A 21,253-nucleotide genomic window follows, 5' to 3' on the forward strand; every position below is an offset into this window, starting at 1 on the left:
TGGTTGGTCACACCCTATCCCCTACAGAAAGGGGGTGTGACCATGAAGAGCAATTTCGACGTAGAAACGGCAACGTTTATGGTCTTGCTCATCACATTGGTGATTACTATCGTTGACAAAATGACTTCAAAAAAATAGTAATCCACCCTGCCGCCAAGCTTTAGGTGGATTACTTTTGCCTAACTGGTGACCGACCACTTCGGTCTATACGGTTGTACCCATAAGCTATGATAACCATAACTCACTAAATAAAATATATGTGAATTTCATGTTGATTATACTCTTTTTCCTTTATTATATTTCAATTAGTTTTAAAAGTAAAGGGTATAGAAAAAGCGCATTCCTCCCCCACTTACTCCTTTCACTCGTTGAAGTGGGGATCTTTTTTATGCTTCTCATGGATTTATGATTGCGATGAGGAGTACTGTTGTTGCATGGACAGATTATTTAGCTTTTAATGCGCGAATTTCATTTTCTTGTTCTAGTGAGCGAAATGCGAGTGATTGAAGAACGAGCTCTTGCCGCGCTTGGCTGGCGATGACATCGTCTAGTTTTCGTAGCGCTTCGGCGAGGGTTTGTTTCATGGCTGGGATTTCGTTAATGGCTTCTAACGTTTCCATCACCGCTTGTTTAATAAATGGAATGTCTGCCACATCTTCTTTCGTTGCCATCGTTTGTTCGATGCGGTTCACGCGACCTTCTAGAGCCCGAATATCCTCTTTTAGCGCAGCCACATCCTCTTTCGTCGCCATTGTTTGTTCGATGTGGCTCACACGACTTTCTAGAGATTGAATATCCTCTTTTAGCGCAACAACGTCCTCTTTCGTTGCCATTGTGTGTTCAATGTGTTCGATTCGTTTGCTTACAGCGACAATATCGTCTTTCGTCGCCATCGTTTGCTCGATATGGCTGATACGCTTGTCCATGGCAGCGATATCGTCTTTGGTGGCCATGTTTTCACGTAAAAACGTCAATTCGTTAAAAATACGGTGCAATACTTCGTCCATGTTTTCACCTCCTTCTATCGTATTATTATAGCATCTGTTTATCGTTATAATCCAGCATCCAAGTTTTCTATCATTAAAAAAATGTAAGAAAAAACTTTAAAATTTTTCTTGAAGTACATATAATGTCCAAGTAAAAATGGTAATATATTGTCGAACATGGTTATAGCACCATTTTAGGACGGTAGTAGTAAACATGAATGGTTGTATGGTGTTGAGGCAATGGGGGGATGGATGTGGATGAACAACAATCGAAGCCGCTACGGATTTTGTCAATCTATGAGAGGCTTCGACGTGGAGAAGTGATTTCGAAAAAAATGAGGCAGAACGATTTGACGTCAACGAAAAAACCATTCAACGTGATATTGATGAGTTGCGTACATACGTTGCTGACACGTTTCACGATTTTATAACGTTGGAGTATGACCGAAAGAAAAATGGTTACGTATTAAAGAAGAGTGAGGATGACTGGCTAACAAACGAAGAAATTCTTGTGATTTCCAAAATATTACTTGAAAGCCGCGCATTAAAAAAGACAGAAATGGATCGGCTATTAAAAAAACTTATTTTTCAATCACACCCGCAAAATCAACGCTTTATTCAAGATGTCATCCGCAATGAACATTTTCACTATGTTTCTTTGCAGCATGATCAACCGCTCATTCAGACGATTTGGGATTTAAGTCGTGCGGTGCACACAAAACGGGCGATCGTCATCGATTACAAAAAAGAAGGGGAAGATTCGCCAATCACAAGGAAGTTAAAACCTGTCGGAATCGTTTTCTCGGAATATTACTTTTACTTAATCGCTTTTCTTATAGACTATGACTTTGATTTTCCAACGATTTATCGCATCGATCGCATTGTTCGTTACACCGTTACGAATGAGCATTTCCAATCCGATTATAAAAATCGGTTTGAAGAAGGAGAATTTCGCAAACGAGTGCAATTTATGCATGCGGGGGAACTAATGAAAATTACGTTTCGGTTTTGGGGACCTTCTCTGCAAGCGATTTTAGATCGCCTGCCCACCGCAAAAGTCGTTGAAACAGATGGACAAGTATCGGTCATTGAAGCAGAAGTTTACGGACTCGGCATTAAGATGTGGCTGTTAAGCCAGGCGCAATATTTGGAGGTAATCAAGCCGGAAGAATTTCGCGAGGAGATGAGGGAGACGATTGAGAAGATGTTGGAAAATTACACATAAGGTTTCAAGAATTATCAATGTGGTTGACATTTCCCTAATAAAATTTTGAATTCAAAGGTGAATAATGATGTATGCAAGTGTACGACCTGTTTCCTTATAAGTGCATAAACTCATGAAATAGAAGGACTTAAAGAATGAAGGAATAGCCGATTGTACGAAATAGATTATAGATAGTAAATGAAGGGGAATTATCTATGAATGAAAAAAATAAGAAAAAAGATCATAGCGGACTTATTGATTCGGTCATTGGGGCAACAACTGAGAATGTTGAAAGGTATGGTAGAGCAGCGGCTGAATATATTAAGGGTTACAAGGGTAATGTTTCAGCTGACGGACACATAATTAAAAAGGGTCTTAAACAAGTAGCAGAATCCAATGTCAATCCTAATTTTGAATATCAGAACCTTAAACAGCAAGCTGGATTCGCTGCAGAAATCCATTATGTCGATAAAACAAATGCAGATAATATAATTAACAGGAAAAATACTCGAGTAAGTAGATCAAATGATGTTGGTCTCGGGAATCATACTCAGTTTGATATTTTAGCAGTGGATGTAGATGGAAACCCAATAGTAAACGCAAATCAACCTCTATGGAGTGCACAGATGAAATTTTGTGGAGGTTATCAAACTCAAGAACAAATACAAAAAAGTTCAGAAAAACTTGTTAGAAAATTAGTAAGTAAAGATTGGGATAGATATAGGGGAAATAAAGTTCTTGTTCCTTCTGAACAATATGAGTTAGCAAAAAAATATGCACAAGAACAATCAGAAAAGTTAAGTGCCAAAGCAAAAGAATTTCGTACAAATGGGAATTTAGAAAAAGCTAAAATGCTTGAGGATAAAGCCAAAAAATATAGGCAGGCAGCAAAGGATATTACAGACAGTGGGATAAGTTCTCGAGAAGCAATGTTTTTAAGAGAACATCCTAAATTGGCTACTGCTAAATATGTTGCTAAGACTGCCCATCATTCCGGAGTAGAGCAAGCAAAAGCCGTAGCAGTTATTTCAGCGGCAATTTCTACATCAAAAAATATTGTTTGTGTAATGAGAGGGGAAAAAGAAATTAAGGATGCATTAAAAGATGTTGCTATAGATACGGTAGGAGGAAGTACAAGTGCTTATATTATTGGTGCGAGTGATACCGCAATAAGAGGTTTTATGGCTTCAAGCAAGAATAGTATCTTTGTAAATTTATCCAAGACTAATTTGCCTGCAACAATTGCTACGGTAGGTGTCCAAGTAGGAAAATCGTTAATACGATATGCAAATGGAGAGATAGATGCAATTCAATTAGTTGAAGAGTTGGGTGAAAAAGGTACAGGGGCTATTGCAGCAAGCTGGGGAGGAGCAATTGGGACAGCTATCTTTCCAGGGGTAGGGACAGCTATAGGTGCAATGATTGGATATATAACATCTTCAACAATATATGGTGCTGCAATGCAAGTGTTACATGAAGAACAAATTTCTGTAGAGCGTCGTGTGAGGGTTCATGCTATTGCTACAGCTGCAATTGAGTCAATGAATTCTCAACGTAGAATATTAGAAAAAATGATAAATGAATTTTACAGCAATCGAGAAATACTCTTTCAGCAGAGTTTTCAACTTATAGATTTAGCTATTAAGAACGATAATTTAGAACAATTTACTGAAGGGCTAAATAAAATAGCACTAGAGATGGGAAAAGCCTTACAGTTTAAAAATTTTGATGAGTTTAATAATTTTATGCTCAATCAAAATATAGCACTTGAATTTTAATAATTTTATAGAGGGGAGTAGATATTTATGCCATTACCGCTTATACCAATTATTTTAGGAGGAATTGCAGCATCTACTGCAGCAAAGGGTCTTAAAGACGGAATTGAGGCCAAAAGAAATATGAATGAAGCCAAAAAAGTAAATGAAGCTGCAAAAGCAATAGCTAAAGAAGCAGAAGATTTTATTGCTATGGCTAAAGATAAGACAAAAGGAGCTATAGAGGCTCTGGGACATGAGAAAATACGATTGCTTACCACATCTATGCATGACTTTGTAACAAGCTTCGAAAAAATTAAGAATATTAATTTAAAAAATAGTCAAGGAATTGACGAGTTAAGGAATTTTAACCCATCGAGTGAAAGTTTCAGGCAATTAAAAGAAGCTACTTTTGAAGCCAAGCAAGTCGCGGTTAACGGTCTTGCCGCTGTTGGATCTGGTGCATTACTTGCTTATGGTACATATAGCGCTGTTATGAGCGGCTTAGGCGGTTTAATTGTTACATCTACAACAGGTACAGCACTTGGAACTCTTTCGGGAGCAGCTGCTACAAATGCAACATTAGCTTGGCTTGGTGGTGGGGCACTTACAGCTGGTGGTTTTGGTATGATGGGAGGAATGATCGTTTTAGGTGGGCTTGTTGTAGGACCAGCACTTGCAGTTGGTGGAAGTATTTTTGCAAGTCAAGCTCGTAAAGCGTTAAATGATTCTTATGCAAACTATGATAAAGCCAAGGCATTCAAGGAGCAGGCAAAAAATATTGGGGTTGCATTAAAGGGGATATTTATTAGAGCAAATCAGCTCACGGAGTTATTACAAAAACTCGATACTTATTTTGTAAATTATGTATCTAAAATGAAAGTTACAATTAATAATCGAGGAGTTGATTGGAATAATTATAGTTTAGCTGAACAACAGGACATATATAGATGCGTACAATTAGCCCAAACAATAAAGACCGTGCTTGATACTTCTTTGTTAAAGGAAAATGGAGAATTAGAAGAGGCAACAAATAGAGTATTGGAAGATGGAAATCGTTATTTACAGATGATTGAGCGTATGTAGGTTAAAATGTTGAGGAGGTTATAAAAATGGACGATAAGAAACGAAGAATGATTGAAAAAGAGGAAGAAATAACCAGTGGTTCTGGTATCTGGAGTGGTTATTCAATGGGAAACGATCCAAGTAATGAGTATTCAGTTAAATATCTTAGTAGAGCAGCTGAAAAGATATGCGATAATAGAGTAAAGTGGAGGGATATCATTATCTTATTTAGTGATAGTTCCTTCGGTGAAGGTAAATCAGGATTTGTTTTATCTACTGATGGAATATATGTAAAGTCATCATTAAATAAACACTCAAAATTTAGTGTTCAATACTCTGATATTGATTTTGTATTTTATGATACGCTTGAAAGTAAGCCTGTACTTAAAATATACACGAAATATGATGATTGTAAAATTATTGATCACCCATGGTTTAATTTAGAGGTATTATGTGATCTGATTGATGCAATGAAAGAAATAGCAGACGAGTATGATAATCTTAAATTAGAGTGGTAGGCTTATCAATTCTACTATTAGGGATAAATCATGTTGGATGGGGAATCTTTAAGTTGGATTTTACTTTTCGAAGTGAGAAACGATAAACATGAGAAAACTTTTATCTTTATTTTTCGCATTTGGATTGTTGCTTGTAGCAGCTGGTTGCTCATCCGAACAATCATCCACCAGCAAAAATGACGACAAAAAACAAGAATCGAAAGAACCATTGTCAAAAGAAGAATTTACTAAAATGATTTCTAACCCAGATAAGTATAAGGGCTCTAAAGTGGATTTTTACGCTAAAATTTTTGTTGAACCAGAGAAGGATGATGATGGAATTTACATTCAAGCATTTGCTGATCCAAAAAATAGCGAACAGAATGTGATTGTTGTAGCTGACCCGAAGACTGATGTGAAAAATGAAGACATCATTCATGTAGTTGGAACTGTTAGAGAATCATTTGAAGGTGAAAACGCACTAGGTGGAAAAGTTACTGCTCCAATTATTGACGCAGAAAAAGTGGAAAAGACAGATTATGTAACGACGTTCTCCAAACCAATTAAAACTATTGAAGTAAATAAAGAAATCAATCAGCATGGTTATATCGTAAAATTGAATAAAGTAGAGATTGCAGAAGATGAAACAAGAGCGTATGTTACGATTTCAAACCAGAGCAATGCCAAAATTAATTTCTGGGAGCATAATGCAAAGCTTTTAGTAGGTAATACACAACATGAGAAAGCGGATAACTTTGAGGCAGGATATCCTGAAATTCCGACAGATATTTTACCAAAAACAAATGTAGAAGCAATTATTCCTTTTCCGGCTATCGATGCAAATGAACAAGTAATTAAATTTTATTTTGAAGGAAGTTCTGAAAACTATGATATTAATATTGAGCCATTCCAATTCGAAGTAAGCATTGCTCAACAGTAAAATGGTGAAGTGAGGGAATTGTGAGTAAATCAACATTCCCTCGCTGTCCTATAAATTACAATGTATAGACTATTCGTATTAATTTGACATGATGGACAACTCAAAATAAAAATTCCATTAAGTGAAGCATGTATAAAATATATGAATTTTTGGATGAAACAGTTTTTGATTTTATATTTATGTTGTAAAGTTTGTTGGGAAGCTAGCTTTTGACATAGAAGACATCATTACCTATAGAAACAAGAGGAGGAGTTTCTCGAAGAATTCTCCTGTAGGAAATTTTTCGAGAGGCCTTTAGACATATTTATCATGTTTGACGATAGATCACTATGATATAAAAAACGTATCATCAACGTAAGAAAACGAATGTTGATGAGATATTGTCTTATGGTGGTATATAGAATCGTTGTAACACAGTGGAAAATGGTATAATTGTCAAATTTATGGAGGGAGAGACATGGCTAAAACGATCAAATTCAATCTCATTTTAGATAATCAACCAGTAAGAAATATTGATGATTTAAAAAATAATTTTTCAATTGAGGATATGCTAGATGTATATAAAAATGGGTTGCTACAAAGATGGCTCTCTGTTAGGGGATATAATGACTATCTTAATAAAGTCAATAGTATAACAGCTCATAGTAATACTGAGATCATTCAACAACTTATTAAGATTTTTGAGATGGAATGTGATGATGACAAAATAAAAGAAAGCATTGCAATTTTAGAGTATGTAAACGAGCAAGCAGAGTTACTTGAGGAATATAAAAAGGCGAATTATCAAGTTAAAAGCATTATCGATGATTATCACGTAGGTTACGACTCAGTAATTATGGATATCATCGAAAATAAAGATAATATGCCGAAAATTAAAGCGAATATACAAGAAATAGAAAAAAATTATATGGGACTTTTTAATTTAAATTACAAGGATTTGTATGAAACTTTAATTGAACAAGCCCCTTTAGCTGTTTTTGCAATTTTGATGAATGATGGGATGCGAAGTTATTTTTTAGATAGTGAATGTTACATCCATGAGGAACTGAACAACTTTATACAAAATAGAAGCTGGTTAAAAGAAAAAATAGGAGAAGAATTAAAAATTTTTAAAGGCGATACAGAAGCTTATTGGAAAGATATAGAGCCACAAGGAAAAAAATATATGATTATAAGAATGGAAAACGGTAATTACGTGCGGAATGCCGGAAAATTTGGAGAGGAATTATCTTCGAGCGATATTAATGGCGCTTTTGTTATTTTAGATGGAATTGATTATAAAAGCAGAAATGCTAATCATGAACTTCTGTACATGGAGGTGTGAAGATGAGGAAAAATGCAGAACATCTTTTAGCTTCATATGTCGATGCTTTACGTCCGATTATATATATCAATCATTTTGATTTTAAAGTAATTGATGATTTGATTTTGAAGATTGGACAAGGTGTCAATATTGTCGAATATAACAATGCGTTAGGAATCGTAGATTTTGAGACGACAAGCCCATTGATGGAATGTAGTTTGGAAAAATTTTTAATAAATATTATGGATGAAGGATACGAAAAGCAAACTTTTATTGTGCTTAAAGATGTACATAATTTTTTGGAAGATCCTAAAGTTATAGCGTTACTGAAAAGAATATGTGAAGATAATTTGTATCGTGAAAATTACAACGCTACGATATTTATAGTGTCTAGCAAGTTGACCATTCCATGTGAATTAGAAAATTATATCACTGTATTTGATGTTCCACTACCTACACATAAAGAGATTGTTGAATTAGTCATAAATTTTACTAAAAGTTTAGATATTCAAGTGGAAGAAGAAGTACTAAACGATATCGCCTTATCATTTAGAGGACTAAATGAATTTCAAATAAACCAAATCTTAAATTTAGCCTATCAAGATGGCGGATATATTGATGAGGAAGACAAGTATTTAATACTTCAAGAAAAAGAACAGCTTATTAAAAAATCAGGAATGTTGGAGATGGTTAATTTTAAAGAGAGTATAGAAGGCATTGGCGGTTTGGAAAATTTAAAGGCATGGCTTTATCGAAAGGCGAAAGTGTTTAACCACTTAGATAAAGCGATTAAGTTTGGAGTGGATGTTCCAAAAGGAATCATGATTATTGGTATGCCAGGTTGCGGTAAAAGTTTAACGGCAAAAGCGACGGCTAGATTGTTTGAAGTGCCGCTCGTACGGCTTGATGTCGGTAGGCTTCTTGGTAAATATGTTGGCGAATCGGAAGAAAATATGAGAAAAGCATTGCAATTAGCAGAAGCGATCAGCCCATGTGTTCTTTGGATTGACGAAATTGAAAAAGCGTTTTCTGGTGTTGGTAGTGAAGGTGGGGGAAATGATGTCACGACGAGATTGTTTGGTCATTTTCTTACGTGGATGCAAGAAAAAGAAAATACTGTTTTTATCGTTGCCACAGCGAACGATATTTCAAGAATACCTCCTGAATTTTTGAGAAAAGGGAGATTCGATGAATTGTTTTTCGTCGATTTACCGAACGATGAGGAACGAAGAAAGATCATTGAAATTCATCTTAAGAAAAGAAACAAATGGCATAAAGATATAGACACAATTGCTTTAATAAAAGAAACGAAAGGATTTAACGGGGCAGATTTAGAATCTGTTGTAAAAGAAGCCATCGAATCTGCATTTATTAACGGTAAAGATAAAATAACAACTGAAGATTTAATACAGGCCGCTAGAGATACAAAACCGATTTCAAGCACTTTAAAGGATAAGATCGATCAAATCAAACAAGAAATTAGTAAAATTGATATAAAACCGGCAAGTAAAATAAATGATAATATTGAGAAATAATCCGCGGGAGAACAAATCGCTATGGAACAATTTCTGATAAGTTCGTTGAGAAAGGGACGACGAATATGAACAAAATGAAAACAGCAGAATTTATTACTGGTTTCGAAAATACACAAATATTGCCTGAAGATGAGGCGAAGGAGCTGCAAATTTTACAACAGAAATTCATAGAAAGCTATATTAATCATAAAGATAAAATGGATGTCGAAGAATGGCTTAGGATGGAATTAAAAAATAGCCTTCCTGAAAAGCCCGTTACAGAGATAGAGGAAATTAGTAAAGAGATTGTTAAAACGCTCAAAGTAAATGAGAGTAGCAAAATGTCTCTACAAGAAGCGATAAAAAATGGTCACAGTAAAGAGAGTTGGTTTGCAAACCAACTCAAGCAATCGACTTCCCATTTTACTACTGCACAAACAGCCGAATATCTTCACACGTTGGATGAAGCTATTAAAAATGCCAATCAATCAATGTACAACACAATAATGACTAAAAATGGAGTCGTTAGTCAAAATTTTAACTTAGATGGATTTATTGCAGAGCAACATCATGTGAATTCTTTTAACTTGAAAGCAGCAGTTAAGGGAAGTGAGTATCGAGCAGAAGTGCTTCCTCCTAAAGATGGGCAAACGTATGGTAAAAACTCTGTTGATATTGCGATAAAAGATAGAACAAGAAAAATCGTTGAAAGGTATCAGGCAAAGTATGGAAAAACAGCTGAAGATACGATAAGAATGATTAATGAAGGGAATTATAATAATCAACGATTACTCGTTCCTGCAGAACAAGTGGAAGAAGTTCAAAAAGCTTTTCCAAATAAAACAGTTGTAGCATCCATTGGATCAGGAGAAATCAAAAGTGAACCTTTAGAAAAAATAAGAGCAAAAGAATTGCAAAAAGAAGCTCAAAGCGGCAGATGGAACGACTTAAATTGGAACGAATATAAAAGCAAAGATCTTGCGATTGGGATTGGAAAACAAGCTGGATATGCGGCGATACAAGGAGTTGCTATTGGGGCAGGGATTGAACTTGCAAAGAAAGTATATAATGGTGAAGAAATAAAATCAGAAGAAGTCGTTGAACAAGCATTAATGACTGGCGCGGATTTTGGCATTAAAGCTGCGACGGCAGGGGCTTTAAAAGTCGCTGTCGAAAAAGGAGTAGTAACAGTTATTCCAAAAGGAACTCCAGCTGGAACAATCGCTAATATAGCATATATCGCCATTGAAAATATTAAAATATTAGGAAAAGTAGCAACAGGTGAAATGACACTAAGGGAAGGCTTTGAAAAAATGAAGCAAACGACTGTCGCAACGGTAGCTGGTATTGCAGCAAGGACTGAAGGCGCGTTAATCGGAGAAACTGTTGGATCTGTGTTTGGTCCAGTTGGAGCAGCTGTTGGTGGTTTTGTCGGTGGAAAGGTTGGATATATTGCTGGTTCAAAAGTTGGAGAAACTATAGTGAAAACTCATCAAAAAATCAGAAATAAAGCGAGAGAAATTGTAAAAGAAGTTGGAAGTACTGTAGCTTCGGGAGTGGAAAATGTTTGGAATGGTGTAAAAAGTTTTGCCAGTAGATGGTTCGCTTGGTAAAACAGAAACCAATTCAACGAAAAAAACCCGCCTACCTAGACGGGTTTTTTCATCCTCACAACCAACTCCTCATCCGGTGTGACATAAATCGTCTGTTGGTTTTCGTAAATGACAAAGCCTGGTTTGGCGCCGCTCGGTTTTTTGACGTAGCGAACGCGCGTATAGTCGACCGGAACGGAGCTGGAGTGCCGCGCTTTGCTGAAGTAAGCAGCTAAATTCGCGGCTTCGATAATCGTTTGTTCCGACGGATTTTTGCTGCGGATGACGACGTGCGAGCCTGGAATGTCTTTCGTATGGAGCCAAATGTCGTCTTTGCTTGCGAGTTTGTTTGTTAAATAGTCGTTTTGTTTATTGTTTTTGCCGACGAGAATTTCCGTGCCGTCGCTTGATACATAGCGCTCGAGTTCAATCGAGCGCATCTTTTGTTTTTTCTGTTTTGTCGCTCGCGCCCGCAAATAGCCTTGTTCCATCAATTCGTCGCGAATTTCTTCGATATCTTTCGGAGCGGCCGTTTCAAGCTGCTGCAATAGCGTATCGAAATACACGATTTCTTCTTTCGTTCGCTCGATTTGTTGCTGCACGATGGCGAGCGAGTTTTTCGCTTTTTGGTATTTTTGAAAATAGCTTTGCGCATTTTCCGACGGCGATTTTTGTTTATCAAGCGGAATCGTGACCGTCGCACCGTTTTCGTCGTAATAGTTGACGACTTCGATTTCGCTCATTCCTCGCTGAGCCGCATAAAGATTCGCGGTTAACAATTCGCCATATAGCCGATATTGTTCTGCTTGCTTTGCTTCTTCTAACGTTTGTTCCAACTTTAACAGCTTTTTCTCATTTTTTGCTTTTTCGTTCACAACAAACCGCTCTAAATCATGCGCCTGCTGTTTCACGCGGTCGCGTTCGGCCTTGCCGAAATAAAAGCGGTCAAGCATTTCGCTTAGCGTACGAAACGTTTTCGCCTCTGCCTGCAAATGCATAAGCGGCAGCGCGTAAAACCATTCTTTTTGCCCGTTTGTATAAATAGAAGGTGTAAACTGACTGTTTCGCACTTCTTCGATTAAAGCGATAAAACTTTTCGGCAACGTTGTCCGGTTGGCCAGCCCGGCGCGAAAGACGGCTTCCTTTGCAAAGAGCGGTGAAACGCCAGCAAAAGCAGCGACGAGCTGATCGGCCAGTTTCCCCGCATGAAAATCGAGTTTTTTCATCACCGTTTCTTCTGTCGCGAAGAGTGGATTCAACTTCTCGTGCGACGGCGGTGCAACGTACGGATAGCCAGGCAAGACCGTCCGGTAACGGTTGACCGCTGGGGAAAGATGTTTAATGCTGTCAATGATCGTATTCATTTGTTTATCGATTAAAAGGATGTTGCTATGACGGCCCATAATTTCAATGATCAACCGCTTCACCGATACGTCCCCGATTTCATTCCGGCCTTTTGCGTCGATGACGATGATCCGGTCAAAATCGACTTGTTGAATCGATTCAATGATGCTCCCTTCCAAATGTTTGCGCAACAACATGCAAAACATCGGCGGATCGGCTGGGTTGTCGTACGCTTCGCTCGTCAAATGGACGCGCGCATAGCTCGGATGCGCCGATAGCAACAACTTATGATTTTGCCCGCACGCGCGAACATAAAACACAAGTTCATGAGGAAACGGCTGATAAATTTTCGTAATGCGCCCTCCTTCGAGCGCTTCTTTCAATTCTTTTACCATCGCATATGTAAACACTCCGTCAAATGACATGTGAAACACCTTTCTGCTTTTTATTTTCATTATATCATATCATTTTTTCGGACATGTCTGAATAAGCTTTCATAGAAAAGCGAAGAGGAGGGAAAGGCATGCAGTGGCATACGCTCGCACCAAACGATGTAGCGAAAGAAACGAATACGAACCTTGCGACCGGATTAACGACAGAAGAGGCAAAAAAGCGGTTGAAGCGATTCGGTGATAATAAGCTAAAAGAAACGAAAAAGCAGTCGGCGCTTTTATTGTTTTTCCATCAATTTCAAGATTTTATGGTGCTTGTATTGCTTGTAGCAACGGTTATTTCTGGCTTTCTTGGCGAATATGTCGATGCGATCGCCATTATCGTCATTGTTATCATGAACGCATGCTTAGGTTTTTTCCAAGAACGGCGCGCTGAAAAATCGCTTGAAGCACTGAAGCAATTGTCCGCCCCGCAAGCGATCGTGTTGCGCGACGGGGAATGGGTGAAAGTGCGGTCGCAAGAACTCGTCGTCGGCGATGTCATCAAATTTTCTAGTGGTGACCGCATCGGGGCGGACGTCCGATTAATCGAAGCAAAAGGGCTGGAAATCGAAGAATCAGCGCTTACAGGAGAATCGGTTCCGACCGCAAAAGTGGCTGCTCCGCTTGCGAATGATCACGCAACGATTGGCGATTTACATAACATGGCGTTTATGGGCACGTTAGTGACGCGCGGAAGCGGTGTTGGCATCGTCATTGCGACCGGAATGAAAACAGCGATGGGGCAAATCGCGAACCTTCTTCAAGAAGCGGAAACGGTAACGACCCCACTGCAGCGGAAACTAGAACAGCTCGGAAAAATTTTAATCGTCGTGGCGCTTTTGCTTACCGTTCTTGTCGTTGTCGTCGGCGTGATTCAAGGACACGAATTGTACGAAATGTTTTTGGCGGGGGTGTCGCTTGCGGTCGCTGCTATTCCGGAAGGATTGCCGGCCATTGTCACGATCGCGTTGGCGCTTGGCGTACAGCGCATGATTAAGAAAAATGCGATCGTTCGTAAACTTCCAGCCGTTGAAACGTTAGGTTGCGCTTCCGTCATTTGTTCGGACAAAACTGGAACGATGACAGAAAATATGATGACGGTGACGCACTTATGGGCGAGCGGAAAAACGTGGACGGTCAGCGGAACCGGGCTGGAAACGAATGGACAGTTTTATGAACACGATCGTCCTGTGGATGAAAAAAAAGAAGCAGCTTTGCAGCAGCTATTAACGTTTGGTGTGCTTTGCAACAACGCGCAGTTAAAAGAAAAAAATCATCGCCGCTACATCGATGGCGATCCGACCGAGGGAGCTCTGCTTGTCGCGGCGCTGAAAGCCGGTTTGACAAAAGAACGGCTTAATGCGGAATTTGCGGTGGAGCACGAATTTCCGTTTGACTCGGAACGAAAAATGATGACCGTCATCGTTAAAGACAGCAGCGGTCGGCGTTGGATTGTAACAAAGGGAGCACCGGATGTACTATTAGAAATAAGCGATCGCATCACTTGGAACGGGCGCGAACAACAACTGACGTCCGCTTGGCGAAAAACGGTGCAAGAAGTCATTCAGACGATGGCGAATAAAGCGTTGCGCACAATTGCCATCGCTTATCGTCCGTTAGCAGCTCATGAACGAATCATAACGGAAAAAGACGCAGAAAAAGCGCTCATTTTTGTCGGCATTCAAGGGATGATCGACCCGCCGCGTCCAGAAGTGAAAAAAGCCATTCACCAATGCAAAGAAGCAGGCATTAAAACGGTGATGATTACCGGCGATCACGTGCTAACGGCTAGAGCGATTGCGAAGCAGCTTGGCATTTTGCCGAACAACGGGAAAGTGATGGACGGAGCGACGCTCTCACGGCTTTCCGTCGATGAACTCGAAGAAATTGTCGACGATATTTACGTATTTGCCCGCGTGTCACCGGAGCATAAATTGAAAATTGTGAAAGCGTTGCAGCGAAAAGGGCATGTCGTGGCGATGACCGGCGACGGCGTTAACGATGCGCCAGCGATTAAAGCGGCAGATATCGGGGTGGCGATGGGGAAATCGGGGACCGAAGTGGCGAAAGAATCGGCGGCGCTCGTATTGTTAGATGATAATTTTGCGACGATTCAAGCAGCCATTCATGAAGGAAGAAACATTTACGAAAACATTCGCAAATTTATCCGCTACTTGCTTGCTTCGAACGTCGGCGAAATTTTAGTGATGTTATTTGCGATGCTGTTAGCGTTGCCGCTGCCGCTCGTTCCGATTCAAATTTTATGGGTCAATCTCGTAACCGATGGACTGCCAGCGATGGCGCTTGGACTTGACCAGGCAGAAGAAAACGTCATGAAACGAAAACCGCGCCATCCGAAAGAAGGCGTATTTGCCCGTGGACTCGGCTGGAAAATCGTTAGCCGCGGCTTTATTATCGGGCTCGTGACGCTTGCCGCATTTATGACCGTTTACGAACGAAGCGCGGGAAACCTTGTATACGCGCAGACGGCGGCGTTTGCCACATTAGTGATGGCCCAGCTCATTCACGTGTTCGACTGCCGCTGTGAACGTTCGATTTTTGATCGCAATCCGCTTGGAAATTTATATCTTGTCGGTGCGGTGCTTTTATCTGTTTTGCTGTTGCTTGTTGTGATTTATTATCCGCCGTTGCAAAGCGTATTCCATACCGTTCCGATCGCTCCATTAGATTGGATGTTGATCGTTGGTTTAGCGGCGTTACCGACATTTTTATTTGCCGGTTCGTTTTTTACAAGAAAATCGCGGACAAATATGTTATAATATGCAAGGTGATAGGAGATTTCCTATGACCTTTTCTTTTTGTTCGCGGCTCGTTGCCGCGTTTTGTAGGTAAGAGAGTGACCATTTTGCTGCTTTAGTCATAGGAGTTTTAAGATGACGCAATGGATGTGATAACATGGTATGTAGTATGACCGGCTTCGGCCGAAGCAAACAAACAAATGGACGCATCAGCATGACGGTAGAAATGAAATCTGTCAACCACCGCTTTTGCGAAATTTCTGTCCGCCTCCCTAGACAATTGCTAATCTTTGAGGATAAAATAAAAAAAGTGATTTTGCAGTACGTCCAAAGAGGGAGAGTGGAAGTGTTTATCACGGTCGAAGGGGAAGGCTGGACGAAACGGAAGCTGCAAGTCGATTGGCAGCTGATGGGCGACTACTATGAACGGTTGCAAGAAGCAGCTGCTCGCTTTGCGCTACAAGACCGCATGACGTTAGGGCAATTGTTTCAACTCGAAGGCGTAGTAGAAGTCGTCGAGGAAGAAGCAGGAAATGAAGAGGTGGAGCAGCTTCTCCTATCAGCAACGGAAGAAGCGGCCAAGCAGCTAAAAGCAATGAGGGAAAAAGAGGGTGCGGCGCTATGTAATGATATTCGGGAGCAGCTTTCCGTCATCGCACAATGCGCACGCAACGTCCGGCAGTTTGCTCCTGAAGTGGTGGAACAATACCGCACGCGGCTCATGAAACGAATAAACGAATGGGTGCAAGGAGCGGTCGACGAAACGCGTCTTTTGACAGAAGTAGCGATGTTTGCGGAAAAAGCCGATATTAATGAAGAACTAACGCGCATTCGTAGCCATATTGAACAGCTAGAAAATACATTGCATCAATCGGGGCCGATCGGACGCAAACTCGATTTTTTAGTGCAAGAACTAAACCGAGAAATGAACACGATCGGCTCGAAAGCAAACGACAGCCGCATCGCCTTGCAAGTCGTCGAAATGAAAAGCGCGCTTGAAAAGGTGAAAGAACAAGTGCAAAATATAGAGTAACCGTTTATTACAATGAGGTGACGGCAACAATAATTTTTATGGCAGGTGGAATGTTTGTGGGGATTAAACTAGTCAATATTGGCTACGGTAATATGGTTTCCGCTTCTCGTATCATCTCGATTGTCAATCCAGACTCTGCTCCGATTAAGCGGATTGTACAAGATGCGCGGGAGAGTGGGAAGTTAATTGATGCGACCCACGGCAGAAGAACGCGTGCGGTCATTATTATGGATAGCGATCATGTGATTTTATCGTCGGTGCAACCGGAAACGGTCGCGCATCGACTATATGAGCGTGACGACTTATCAGAAGAAGGGTAGGGTTTTAGGCGTTTATGTGTGAACGAGGATTATTAATTGTACTGTCAGGACCGTCTGGCGTCGGCAAAGGAACGGTACGAAAAGCGTTATTTTCTCAACCGGACATTAATTTGCACTATTCGATTTCTGTGACAACGCGAAAACCGCGCGAAGGAGAAGTGGACGGCGTCGATTACTTCTTCAAAACGCGCGAAGAATTTGAACAAATGATCCGTGAAAACAAGCTGTTGGAATGGGCGGAATATGTTGGGAACTATTACGGAACGCCGATCGACTATGTGGAAAAAACACTTCAAGAAGGAAAAGACGTGTTTTTGGAAATCGAAGTGCAAGGAGCTTTGCAAGTGCGCAAGGCATTTCCAGAAGGGCTGTTTATTTTCCTAGCGCCACCGAGCTTAAGCGAGCTGAAAAACCGCATTGTGACAAGAGGAACCGAATCGGAAGAATTGATTAACGACCGCATGAAAGCAGCGAAAGAAGAGCTTGAAATGATGGATGCGTACGACTATGTCGTCGAAAATGACCGGGTCGAGCTAGCGTGTGAACGCATTAAAGCGATTGTGATCGCAGAACATTGCAAACGCGAGCGCGTGGCACAACGCTATAAAAAAATGTTGGAGGTTGAATGAGCATGTTGTATCCTTCCATCGACTTATTAATGGAAAAACTAGATTCCAAATATACGCTTGTGAGTGTTGCGGCGAAACGGGCGCGCCAGCTGCAAGAAAATGAAGCCGATTTAACGATTGAAAAACCAATATCGAAAAAATTTGTTGGGAAAGCGTTGGAGGAAATTGCCGCAGGCCATATCGAACTAGTAAAAGAAGAAGAGAAATAACAACCTAAGTTTAGGTTGTTATTTTTTTACAAAAGTGAAAGGGGAGCGTCGCAGCATGATTCAAGGAAAAAATATTTTATTGTGTGTCACTGGTGGAATTGCCGTCTATAAAGCCGCCGCTTTAACAAGCCAATTAACGCAGCGCGGAGCGAACGTGAAAGTCATCATGAGCGAAGCCGCCTGCAAGTTCGTGACGCCGTTGACGTTTCAAGCGTTATCGCGCCATGACGTTTATATCGATACGTTTGAGGAAAAACAGGCAGCGGTGATCGCGCATATCGATTTGGCCGACTGGGCGGATCTTGTACTTGTGGCACCAGCAACCGCCAATACGATCGGGAAGCTAGCGAACGGAATTGCTGATAATATGGTCACAACGACACTGCTCGCCACAACCGCGCCAGTATGGATCGCGCCGGCCATGAACGTCCATATGTACGACCATCCGGCTGTCCGCGAAAATATCGAAAAGCTCGTTCGGTTTGGTTATCGGTTGATTGAACCGGCGGAAGGACATTTGGCGTGTGGCTATGTCGGAAAAGGAAGATTAGAAGAGCCAGAAACGATTATTGCTGCCATCGAGCATTATTTTTCGCCTTCTTCTCAGCTTTTGAAAGGAAAAAAAGTGCTTGTCACCGCAGGACCGACGCGCGAAAAAATGGACCCTGTCCGCTTTTTCACGAACCGATCCACCGGGAAAATGGGCTACGCGATTGCGGAAGCAGCCGCTGAATTAGGGGCGGAAGTGACGCTCATTTCCGGGCCGACGAGCTTGCCATCTCCCGCGAACGTCGAAACCGTCCGCATTGAATCGGCGCAACAAATGTATGAAGAAGTGATCAAGCGGTTTCCATACGTGGACATTGTCATCAAATCGGCTGCAGTTGCTGATTATCGCCCGAAACATGTGTTTCAGGAAAAAATGAAAAAGCAACCGGGCGATTTAGTTATTGAACTAGAACGGACGATTGACATTTTAAAAACGCTCGGTGAGCAAAAAACGACGCAATTTTTAGTCGGATTCGCGGCAGAAACGGAACGTGTCGAACAATACGCGCGCGCGAAGCTACAAAGCAAAAATTTAGATATGATCGTTGCCAACAACGTCGCGCAAGAAGGTGCAGGATTTGCGGGGGATACGAACATTGTCACCATTTTTAAACGGGACGGCTCAGTCATTTCTCTCCCTCTTTTGCCAAAAAAACGGGTGGCGGAAGAAATTTTAAAAGTGATTGCCGAGGCGATGGAATGAAAATAGCGTCTGTCATTGTCGATGTTCCATCCCGACAAACCGACCGACCGTTTGACTACGAAATTCCGGCGAAATGGGAAGAGGTGCTGCAAGTTGGCATGCGCGTCGCTGTTCCGTTCGGCACAAGACAGCTGCAAGGATTTGTCGTCGACATTAAAACGCACTCCGAGGTGAAGACGCTCAAACCGATCGAAGCGATTTTAGATGTCGCGCCAGTATTAAATGAGGAACTATTGCGTCTAGGGCAATATTTAACGGAAACGACGCTTTGTTTTGCGATTTCCGCCTATCAGGCGATGCTCCCAGCAGCGATGAAAGCAAAATATGAAAAGGAAATTCGGCTAATGGACGAAACGTATCGCAAGCAGCTGCATCCGAGCGTTCAACAACTGTTTGCTAATAAAACCGCTGTTTTATGGAAAGAAATTGAACATACAAACGTGCTATCTCGCTTGCAAAAAGATATTCAAAACGGTTATTTAGAAGTGGTATACCACGTCAAAGAAAAAGGAACGAAAAAAATGGTGAAATATATCGCCTGCGCGTTGCCAAAAGAGCGGCAAAACGAAGCGCTCGAATCGCTCCCAGCTAACGCCGTCAAGCAAAAGCAGCTGCTTGCGCTGTTATTTTCAGCCGAAAACGGCTTGCCGCTGAAAGAAGCGCTTGAGCAAAGCGGAGCATCACATGCTGCGGTGAAGGCGCTCATCGAAAAAAGGATGATTCGCGAATACGAAATCGAAACGTATCGCGATCCGTATGAACAGCGCCGCTTCGCGAAAACAGCGCCACTTTCGCTGAGCGACGAACAGCAACAGGCGCTTAACGCCATCGTTGAAAGCGTGCGCGCAAACGAACATCACGTCTTTTTGTTGTATGGCGTCACCGGCAGCGGAAAAACGGAAGTATATATGCAGGCGATTGAAGAAGTGTTAAAGCGCGGGAAAGAAGCGATTGTTCTTGTCCCAGAAATTTCGCTGACCCCGCAAATGGTGGAACGATTTAAAGGGCGGTTCGGTTCACAAGTCGCCGTGCTTCACAGCGGACTATCAATCGGTGAAAAGTACGATGAGTGGCGAAAAATTCACCGGAAAGAAGTCAAGCTCGTTGTCGGGGCTCGCTCTGCTATTTTTGCTCCATTCGAAAACTTAGGCATGATCATTATTGATGAAGAGCATGAAGCGAGCTATAAACAAGAAGAAACGCCGCGCTATCACGCCCGCGATGTGGCGATTTACCGCGCTCGCTTCCATCAATGCCCCGTCGTGCTCGGCAGCGCTACTCCGTCGCTTGAATCGTTTGCTCGCGCCAAAAAAGGAGTGTATCGGCTGCTTACGCTAAAAAAGCGCATGAACGAAAACGGACTGCCGGCCGTCAACATCGTCGACATGCGCGAAGAGTTGAGAAGCGGCAACCGTTCGATGTTTTCGCGAACGTTATTTGAAAAATTACAAGACCGCCTTCATAAAGGAGAACAAGCGGTGCTCTTTTTAAACCGGCGCGGCTATTCCACGTTTGTGATGTGCCGCGATTGCGGGTACGTCATTCGCTGTCCACACTGCGATATTTCGCTTACGTATCATCGGGTGCAACAACGGTTAAAATGCCACTACTGCGGCTATGAAGAGCCGGTTGCGCATCGTTGTCCATCGTGTGAGAGCGAACATATCCGCTTTTTTGGCACGGGAACGCAAAAAGTGGAAGAAGAATTAACGAAACTTCTTCCACAAGCGCGGGTTATTCGGATGGATGTTGATACGACGAGCCGGAAAGGGGCGCATGAGCGGTTGCTGTCGGCGTTTGGCGAAGGGAAAGCGGACATTTTGCTCGGCACGCAAATGATCGCGAAAGGGTTAGATTTTCCGAAAGTGACGTTAGTCGGTGTGTTAACGGCAGATACGATGCTCCATCTCCCGGATTTTCGCGCGTGCGAAAAAACGTTTCAACTGTTAACGCAAGTAAGCGGACGAGCCGGACGCCACGAGCTGCCGGGAGAGGTCGTCATTCAAACGTATACACCGGAACATTACAGCATCGAGCTTGCTGCTCGTCACGACTACGAAACGTTTTATCAAAAAGAAATGCTTGCTCGCAAACGCCACGGGTATCCGCCGTTCTACTACTTAACGCTCATTACGGTTTCACACCAAGAGCTAACAAAAGCGGTGGCGGTGACGGAAAAAATCGCGGCGTACTTGCGCGGTCAATTGTCGAAAGAAGCGGTTATTCTTGGGCCTGTCGCTTCGCCGATTGCGCGGCTCCACGATAGATATCGTTACCAATGCATGATAAAATACAAGCGGGAGGCTAATTTTACCGAAGTGTTAAAAACAGTGATCGATCGCTACCAGCAAGACATCGCGCAAGGGGAGTTGCAGCTGACGATTGACACGAACCCATATATGATGATGTAAATTGGAG

16 protein-coding genes and 1 pseudogene are annotated in these 21,253 nt (G+C 41.6%); 15 read left to right on the forward strand and 2 right to left on the reverse strand.

Translation table 11 applies throughout. The features are described from left to right. Positions 1-443 precede the first annotated feature (443 nt). Positions 444-1,007, reverse strand: coding sequence for a hypothetical protein (locus M4I42_RS10790; protein ID WP_268852180.1), 564 nt, complete (start codon positions 1,005-1,007; stop codon positions 444-446). 233 nt (positions 1,008-1,240) lie between these two features. Here M4I42_RS10790 and M4I42_RS10795 point away from each other — a divergent pair. From M4I42_RS10795 to M4I42_RS10830, 8 genes and pseudogenes are all read left to right on the forward strand, one after another. Next, positions 1,241-2,211, forward strand: a pseudogene (locus tag M4I42_RS10795) (helix-turn-helix transcriptional regulator). A 194-nt stretch (positions 2,212-2,405) separates the two neighbouring features. Further along, positions 2,406-3,968, forward strand: coding sequence for a hypothetical protein (locus M4I42_RS10800; protein WP_268852181.1), 1,563 nt, complete (start codon positions 2,406-2,408; stop codon positions 3,966-3,968). 27 nt (positions 3,969-3,995) lie between these two features. Next, a complete protein-coding gene (locus M4I42_RS10805) occupies positions 3,996-5,030 on the forward strand; it encodes a hypothetical protein (protein WP_052135755.1) in 1,035 nt (344 codons plus the stop codon). Between the two features lie 26 nt (positions 5,031-5,056). Next, a complete protein-coding gene (locus M4I42_RS10810) occupies positions 5,057-5,527 on the forward strand; it encodes a hypothetical protein (RefSeq protein ID WP_042895787.1) in 471 nt (156 codons plus the stop codon). Positions 5,528-5,615: 88 nt separating this feature from the next. Further along, on the forward strand, positions 5,616-6,446 hold the full coding sequence (locus M4I42_RS10815) for a hypothetical protein (protein ID WP_042895790.1): 831 nt from the start codon (positions 5,616-5,618) through the stop codon (positions 6,444-6,446). 457 nt (positions 6,447-6,903) lie between these two features. Continuing rightward, positions 6,904-7,770: a hypothetical protein gene (locus M4I42_RS10820; protein ID WP_268852182.1), complete on the forward strand. Its 867-nt coding sequence runs from the start codon at positions 6,904-6,906 to the stop codon at positions 7,768-7,770. Between the two features lie 2 nt (positions 7,771-7,772). Further along, positions 7,773-9,284, forward strand: a complete 1,512-nt coding sequence (locus M4I42_RS10825) for an AAA family ATPase (RefSeq protein WP_268852183.1) — start codon at positions 7,773-7,775, stop codon at positions 9,282-9,284. Positions 9,285-9,349: 65 nt separating this feature from the next. Then, positions 9,350-10,876, forward strand: coding sequence for a hypothetical protein (locus M4I42_RS10830; RefSeq protein WP_268852184.1), 1,527 nt, complete (start codon positions 9,350-9,352; stop codon positions 10,874-10,876). 35 nt (positions 10,877-10,911) lie between these two features. On the opposite strand, the gene M4I42_RS10835 is transcribed toward M4I42_RS10830, so the two are convergent. Continuing rightward, a complete protein-coding gene (locus M4I42_RS10835) occupies positions 10,912-12,624 on the reverse strand; it encodes an Rqc2 family fibronectin-binding protein (RefSeq protein WP_268852185.1) in 1,713 nt (570 codons plus the stop codon). Positions 12,625-12,722: 98 nt separating this feature from the next. Between M4I42_RS10835 and M4I42_RS10840 the strand changes: the two genes are divergently transcribed. From M4I42_RS10840 to priA, 7 genes are all read left to right on the forward strand, one after another. After that, positions 12,723-15,413, forward strand: a complete 2,691-nt coding sequence (locus M4I42_RS10840) for a calcium-translocating P-type ATPase, SERCA-type (protein WP_268852186.1) — start codon at positions 12,723-12,725, stop codon at positions 15,411-15,413. A gap of 136 nt (positions 15,414-15,549) precedes the next feature. After that, the gene (locus tag M4I42_RS10845) at positions 15,550-16,425 is read left to right on the forward strand and encodes a YicC/YloC family endoribonuclease (RefSeq protein WP_268852187.1); all 876 of its coding nucleotides are present in this window, start codon (positions 15,550-15,552) and stop codon (positions 16,423-16,425) included. A 56-nt stretch (positions 16,426-16,481) separates the two neighbouring features. Further along, a complete protein-coding gene (gene remA, locus M4I42_RS10850) occupies positions 16,482-16,745 on the forward strand; it encodes an extracellular matrix/biofilm regulator RemA (protein WP_027408190.1) in 264 nt (87 codons plus the stop codon). Positions 16,746-16,759: 14 nt separating this feature from the next. Then, positions 16,760-17,374 (forward strand): guanylate kinase, encoded by a 615-nt coding sequence (gene gmk, locus M4I42_RS10855; protein WP_268852188.1) that lies wholly within the window; start codon positions 16,760-16,762, stop codon positions 17,372-17,374. Between the two features lie 2 nt (positions 17,375-17,376). Beyond that, entirely contained in the window at positions 17,377-17,583 is a 207-nt protein-coding gene (gene rpoZ, locus M4I42_RS10860) for a DNA-directed RNA polymerase subunit omega (protein WP_268852200.1), read from the forward strand. Positions 17,584-17,638: 55 nt separating this feature from the next. Next, entirely contained in the window at positions 17,639-18,835 is a 1,197-nt protein-coding gene (gene coaBC, locus M4I42_RS10865) for a bifunctional phosphopantothenoylcysteine decarboxylase/phosphopantothenate--cysteine ligase CoaBC (protein WP_268852189.1), read from the forward strand. Continuing rightward, positions 18,832-21,246 carry a primosomal protein N' gene (priA, locus tag M4I42_RS10870; RefSeq protein ID WP_268852190.1) on the forward strand — a complete coding sequence of 805 codons (2,415 nt, stop codon included), beginning with the start codon at positions 18,832-18,834 and terminating at the stop codon, positions 21,244-21,246. Before coaBC ends, priA begins: the two co-directional genes overlap by 4 nt. Positions 21,247-21,253: the final 7 nt, after the last annotated feature.

The sequence above is a fragment of the Anoxybacillus sp. J5B_2022 genome (assembly GCF_026847645.1).
Taxonomy (GTDB): domain Bacteria; phylum Bacillota; class Bacilli; order Bacillales; family Anoxybacillaceae; genus Anoxybacteroides.

Bases quoted from the DNA above. Each gene is read 5' to 3' on its own strand.
- M4I42_RS10790 (WP_268852180.1), bottom strand. From the start codon at position 1,007: ATGGACGAAGTATTGCACCGTATTTTTAACGAATTGACGTTTTTACGT.
- M4I42_RS10800 (WP_268852181.1), top strand. From the start codon at position 2,406: ATGAATGAAAAAAATAAGAAAAAAGATCATAGCGGACTTATTGATTCG.
- M4I42_RS10805 (WP_052135755.1), top strand. From the start codon at position 3,996: ATGCCATTACCGCTTATACCAATTATTTTAGGAGGAATTGCAGCATCT.
- M4I42_RS10810 (WP_042895787.1), top strand. From the start codon at position 5,057: ATGGACGATAAGAAACGAAGAATGATTGAAAAAGAGGAAGAAATAACC.
- M4I42_RS10815 (WP_042895790.1), top strand. From the start codon at position 5,616: ATGAGAAAACTTTTATCTTTATTTTTCGCATTTGGATTGTTGCTTGTA.
- M4I42_RS10820 (WP_268852182.1), top strand. From the start codon at position 6,904: ATGGCTAAAACGATCAAATTCAATCTCATTTTAGATAATCAACCAGTA.
- M4I42_RS10825 (WP_268852183.1), top strand. From the start codon at position 7,773: ATGAGGAAAAATGCAGAACATCTTTTAGCTTCATATGTCGATGCTTTA.
- M4I42_RS10830 (WP_268852184.1), top strand. From the start codon at position 9,350: ATGAACAAAATGAAAACAGCAGAATTTATTACTGGTTTCGAAAATACA.
- M4I42_RS10835 (WP_268852185.1), bottom strand. From the start codon at position 12,624: ATGTCATTTGACGGAGTGTTTACATATGCGATGGTAAAAGAATTGAAA.
- M4I42_RS10840 (WP_268852186.1), top strand. From the start codon at position 12,723: ATGCAGTGGCATACGCTCGCACCAAACGATGTAGCGAAAGAAACGAAT.
- M4I42_RS10845 (WP_268852187.1), top strand. From the start codon at position 15,550: ATGGTATGTAGTATGACCGGCTTCGGCCGAAGCAAACAAACAAATGGA.
- gmk (WP_268852188.1), top strand. From the start codon at position 16,760: ATGTGTGAACGAGGATTATTAATTGTACTGTCAGGACCGTCTGGCGTC.
- rpoZ (WP_268852200.1), top strand. From the start codon at position 17,377: ATGTTGTATCCTTCCATCGACTTATTAATGGAAAAACTAGATTCCAAA.
- coaBC (WP_268852189.1), top strand. From the start codon at position 17,639: ATGATTCAAGGAAAAAATATTTTATTGTGTGTCACTGGTGGAATTGCC.
- priA (WP_268852190.1), top strand. From the start codon at position 18,832: ATGAAAATAGCGTCTGTCATTGTCGATGTTCCATCCCGACAAACCGAC.